Genomic DNA, 253 nt, shown 5'->3' with positions numbered 1-253 from the left:
CGGTCTCGGTGCCCGAGCTGGTGCGTCTGACCGTGGGCGAGTCCGCACCGGCTAGCGAATACCAGCCGGCGACGCCGGGCGAGGTGCGGCTGCAGGTGCGGGATCTAAGGTCGACGGGTGGGAGTGGGCATGGCGCGCTTAATGGCGTGACGCTGAGCCTGCGCGCGGGCGAGATTTACGGCATCGCTGGTGTGGGCGGCAACGGCCAGAGCGAGTTGGCGAATTTGCTGATGGGCTTGCCTGAGCCCTGCGA

Annotated in this window: 1 pseudogene; it reads left to right on the top strand. The window is 68.4% G+C overall.

Annotation, left to right across the window (positions count from 1 at the left end):
* Positions 1 to 253 (top strand): annotated as a pseudogene (locus AAEZ09_RS28770) (ABC transporter ATP-binding protein); the annotation flags it as partial.

This window comes from Pseudomonas sp. 65/3-MNA-CIBAN-0223 (assembly GCF_040310425.1).
GTDB classification, from domain to species: domain Bacteria; phylum Pseudomonadota; class Gammaproteobacteria; order Pseudomonadales; family Pseudomonadaceae; genus Aquipseudomonas; species Aquipseudomonas gregormendelii.
The sequence above is the reverse complement of the archived record's forward strand: the minus strand, read 5'-3'. Positions and strand labels throughout refer to the sequence as shown.